The organism is Hoeflea sp. (genome assembly GCF_039975035.1).
Classification (GTDB): domain Bacteria; phylum Pseudomonadota; class Alphaproteobacteria; order Rhizobiales; family Rhizobiaceae; genus Hoeflea.
This window is the reverse complement of record NZ_JBDWHW010000091.1, coordinates 1-4398: the sequence shown is the minus strand read 5'-3', so window position 1 is coordinate 4398 and position 4398 is coordinate 1. Positions and strand designations below refer to the sequence as shown.

Sequence of the window (4398 nt, the reverse complement as noted above, 5' to 3'; positions counted from 1 at the left end):
ATCGGCATTGCCCGGGCGCTGGCACTCAATCCCAGGTTCATCGTCTGCGACGAGCCGATTGCGGCGCTCGACGTATCGATCCAGGCGCAGGTGGTCAATCTGCTGGAAGAACTGCAGACCCGGCTGAACCTGACTTATCTGTTCATCAGCCATGATTTGTCGATGGTGCGCCATATCGCCGACCGCGTCGCGGTGATGTATCTGGGCCGGATCGTTGAAATCGGCTCGCGCGAAGCCTTGTTCGCCGAACCGCTGCATCCCTACACCCAGGCCTTGTTGTCAGCGGTGCCGGAACCCGATCCTGAATCCGAGCGCAATCGCGTACCGATCGTGCTGCAGGGCGATGTGCCCTCCCCCGCCAACCCTCCCAAAGGCTGCAATTTTTCCACCCGATGCCCCAAAGTCATGGATATCTGCCGGCAAATCGAACCCGACGTCTATGATTTCGGAGAAGGAAGACAGGTGGTCTGCCATCTGTATTCGGAAAGCATGACAACGACCGCGGAACCAACCGGCGGCGAAAGAACAATATAAAAAATCAACAAGGAGACAGCCATGAGACTGAAAACTATTCTGCTGGGCGCAGTCGCCGCGATGGCGATTGCACCGGTTGCTCACGCCGAGCGCGGCTCGGACGGCGACGTCAAGATCATTTACTGGCAGGCGCCCTCGATCCTCAACCCCTATCTGTCGGGCGGCACCAAGGACATCGAGGCATCGTCTCTCATTGTCGAACCGCTGGCCCGCTTCAATGAAAAAGGCGCGCTCGTCCCTTATCTGGTCGATGAAATTCCGACCGTTGAAAACGGCGGCGTCGCGGCCGACCTTACGTCGATCACCTGGAAGCTGAAAGAAGGCCTGAAATGGTCTGACGGCACTCCGGTGACCTCAGCCGACGCCAAGTTCACGGCAGACTATTGCATGGCGCCCGATGGCGGGTGTGCCCAGAGCGCCAAGTTCGACGGTGTGGAAAGCATCGAAACACCGGACGAGCGCACCATCATCGTCAACTTCAGCGGCCCAAAGCCCGTACCGTATGCCGCATTTGTCGGCGCTCAGTCGCCACTTCTCCAGGCAGCCCAGTTCAAGGACTGCCTTGGCGCGAAAGCCCAGGAATGCACCTCGGCCAATTTCGGTCCGATCGGCACCGGCCCGTTCGTCGTCACCGATTTCAAGCCGAATGACGTCATCACCATGAAAGCCAATGACAACTATCGCGATCCTGCCAAGCCGGCATTTGCGACCCTGACCTTCAAAGGTGGCGGCGATGCGGCATCGGCCGGTCGTGCGGTTCTCGAAACCGGCGAATACGATTACGCCTGGAACCTGCAGCTGGCACCGGACGTCATTGCCAAGATGGCCGAAGGCGGCAAGGGCACACCGATCTCGGGCTTCGGCACGCTGGTTGAGCGCATCGAAATGAACATGACCGATCCATCGCCGGATCTGGCCGAAGGCGAACGTTCAACCGCCAAGCACCCGCACCCGATCCTTTCGGACTTCAAGGTTCGCAAGGCGCTTTCGATGGCAATCGACCGCAAGCTGCTGGTCGAAATCGGTTACGGCCAGGCCGGCCGCCCGACCTGCAACCTCGTGCCTGCACCGGAACTGTTCGCTTCGCCCAATACAGAGTGTTTTGACCAGGATGTGGATGGCGCCAAGGCGCTGCTCGACGAAGCCGGCTGGACCGTCGGTGGCGATGGCATCCGCGAAAAGGACGGAAAGAAGCTCAAGCTTCTGTTCCAAAGCTCGACCAACGCCGTGCGCCAGGACTTCCAGGCGCTGATCAAGCAGTGGTGGTCTGATATCGGTGTTGAAACCGAACTCAAGAACATCGACGGTTCGGTGTTCTTCGGTGGCGACCCGGCATCCCCGGACACGTTCCAGAAGTTCTACGCGGACGTGGAAATGTACGCCAACAACTTCGACGGCACCGATCCGGAGCAATATCTTGGCCAGTACACCTGCGAGAAGGCTCCGAGACCTGAAACGCAGTGGCAGGGTGAGAACATCAACCGCTTCTGCGATCCGGCCTATGACGAACTGGTTGCCGAGCTCGGCAAGACCGGCGAAATCTCCAAGCGTGCCGAAATCGCCAAGAAGCTCAACGAGATGATCACCAAGGAATCGATGACCATCGTTCCGCTGGTTGATCGTGGCCGTGTTTCGGCTCATTCCAACAGCCTCGGCGGTGTTGTGCTCAACACCTGGGATTCCGAAATCTGGAATGCCGCGGACTGGTACCGCATCAAGTAAGACTGGAAACGGATGGTCCCGCCCGGGCGGGACCATCCATCCCTGTCGCGATTTCAATTTTCCTGCGCATACTGTTGAACCGAGGCGTCGCTCATGCTGACCTTTACGATCCGACGGCTATTGACGGCGATACCGACGCTTGTGTTCATCAGTCTGATCATCTTCCTGCTGCTGGACCTGGCTCCGGGCGACCCTCTCGCCGACCAGCCGCTGAGCATCCCGCCTGAAGTGCGCCAGAAGATGCGCGAAGCGCTCGGACTCGATTCGCCGGCCTATATCCGCTACCTGCTCTGGGCCAAGCAATTCTTCTGGGTCGAGCCGCTCTATTTTATCGACTGGATTGCCGGAACCAGTTTTGCCGAAGGCATGCAACGCATCGTTTCCTGGCAGTTTCGCGCCCCTGTTTTCGACATCATCATCCAGCGTCTGCCGCAAACGGCATGGGTCGTGGGACTTGCTTATGTGGTTGGCGTGATGATCGCGCTGCCGATCGGCATCATATCAGCCTACAAGCAATATTCATGGTTCGACCAGATCGGTACCTTTGTCTCCATGATCGGCTTTTCTGTGCCGCCGTTCTTCTCGGGCGTGCTGTTGATCGTGTTCTTCGCGATCATGCTTCCGTGGTTTCCATCGATCTATGACACCACCCTGGTGGTCAATGATTTCGAGAGCTTTGGACAACAGGTTCGACAGATGACGTTGCCGGTCATGGTGCTGGCGCTGCAGACGACCGCTCAATTGTCGCGCTTCATGCGTGCCTCGATGCTCGACAATCTCAATCATGATTATGTCCGCACCGCCCGCGCCAAGGGCATGACCGAGAAAGTGGTGGTGCTTGTACATGTGCTGCGCAATTCGATGATCCCGGTGGTGACCGTGATCGCACTCGGTATTCCGTCGATTTTCGGCGGAGCAATCATCACCGAGCAAATCTTCAAGGTGAACGGTCTGGGGCAATTGCTGATTACCGCGATCTACGCCAATGATCTGCCGATGGTGCAAACCCTTGCCTTCATCTTCGCCGTGCTGATCGTGCTGTGCAACTTGATCGCCGACATGCTGTACGGCCTGCTTGATCCGAGGATCCGCTATGACTGATGCTCCCGTTCTCGAACCGGCAAAGATCGACACCTCCGGACGCTCGCAATGGTGGGATGTCTGGGATCAGTTCAAGACCCACAAGGGCGCGCTGTTTGGCGCCGGGGTATTCCTGTTCATCGTGCTGGCGGTGACAATCGGCCCGTTGTTATGGACCATTGAGCCGACATTCATCGACATCCGCGCCCGAAACGCCGGACCGGGACTGGCGCATCCGTTCGGAACCGACCAGTTGGGCCGGGACATTATGGCGCGGATGATGGCAGGCGGACAGGTTTCCATTGCTGTTGGCCTGACCGCGATGCTGATCAGCGTTCTGCTGGGCACTCTCATCGGTGTGGTCGCCGGCTTCTTCCGCAAGCTCGACACCTTCCTGATGGGGCTGACAAACCTGTTTCTCGCCCTGCCGTTGCTGCCGCTTCTGCTGGTCATGGTGATGCTGTTCCGCGAAACGCTGGCGCGCAGCTTCGGCCCTGAGATGGGAACCTTCATCCTGATCGTCTCGGCGATCGGCATCACCAGCTGGATGCAGACCGCGCGCATCGTGCGCGGTGAAGTGCTGGCGCTCAAGGAGCGGGAGTTCGTGCTGGCGGCGCGGTCGATCGGAACCCCGTCGCGGCGCATGATCCTGCGCCACATCCTGCCCAACGTCCTGTCTCCGATCATGGTCTCGCCAACGCTCGGCATCGCCACGGCGATCATCACCGAATCCGCGCTGTCGTTTCTCGGTCTGGGCTTTCCGCCGGACTTTCCGACCTGGGGCCGGCTGTTGTTCGATGCGATCGATTATCTCCAGCAGTATCCGGAACGGGTGTTCTGGCCCGGCCTGGCGATTTCGCTGACTGTGCTGAGCGTCAACTACATCGGCGACGGTTTGCGCGACGCACTCGACCCGCGTATCCGCGGACGCTGAGGTTCCGGCGAGGTCTATACGACGACCGGGACCACATCCACGGATTGACTGGTTTTCTGACCGCCCGCCGTGCGCATCGCGCCGCGCACCGGCGCCAGATCGGCATAATCGCGTCCATAAGCCACCAC

The 4398-nt window shown here is 59.2% G+C and carries 4 protein-coding genes and 1 pseudogene; 4 read left to right on the top strand and 1 reads right to left on the bottom strand.

Annotated elements, in window-relative coordinates:
• The 4 genes from ABJN75_RS07520 to ABJN75_RS07505 form a co-directional block, all read left to right on the top strand.
• The coding region (locus tag ABJN75_RS07520; RefSeq protein WP_348438323.1) for an ABC transporter ATP-binding protein at positions 1-534 on the top strand (534 nt) is incomplete at its 5' end.
• 21 nt (positions 535-555) lie between these two features.
• Complete coding sequence (locus ABJN75_RS07515) at positions 556-2256, top strand: peptide ABC transporter substrate-binding protein (protein ID WP_348438321.1); 1701 nt, start codon at positions 556-558, stop codon at positions 2254-2256.
• A gap of 93 nt (positions 2257-2349) precedes the next feature.
• Positions 2350-3357 carry an ABC transporter permease gene (locus tag ABJN75_RS07510; RefSeq protein WP_348438319.1) on the top strand — a complete coding sequence of 336 codons (1008 nt, stop codon included), beginning with the start codon at positions 2350-2352 and terminating at the stop codon, positions 3355-3357.
• A complete protein-coding gene (locus ABJN75_RS07505; RefSeq protein ID WP_348438317.1) occupies positions 3350-4270 on the top strand; it encodes an ABC transporter permease in 921 nt (306 codons plus the stop codon). The genes ABJN75_RS07510 and ABJN75_RS07505 overlap by 8 nt, the downstream gene beginning before the upstream one ends.
• Positions 4271-4284: 14 nt before the next feature.
• Here the strand turns inward: ABJN75_RS07505 and ABJN75_RS07500 are convergent.
• A pseudogene (locus ABJN75_RS07500) lies at positions 4285-4398 on the bottom strand (transglutaminase family protein); the annotation flags it as partial.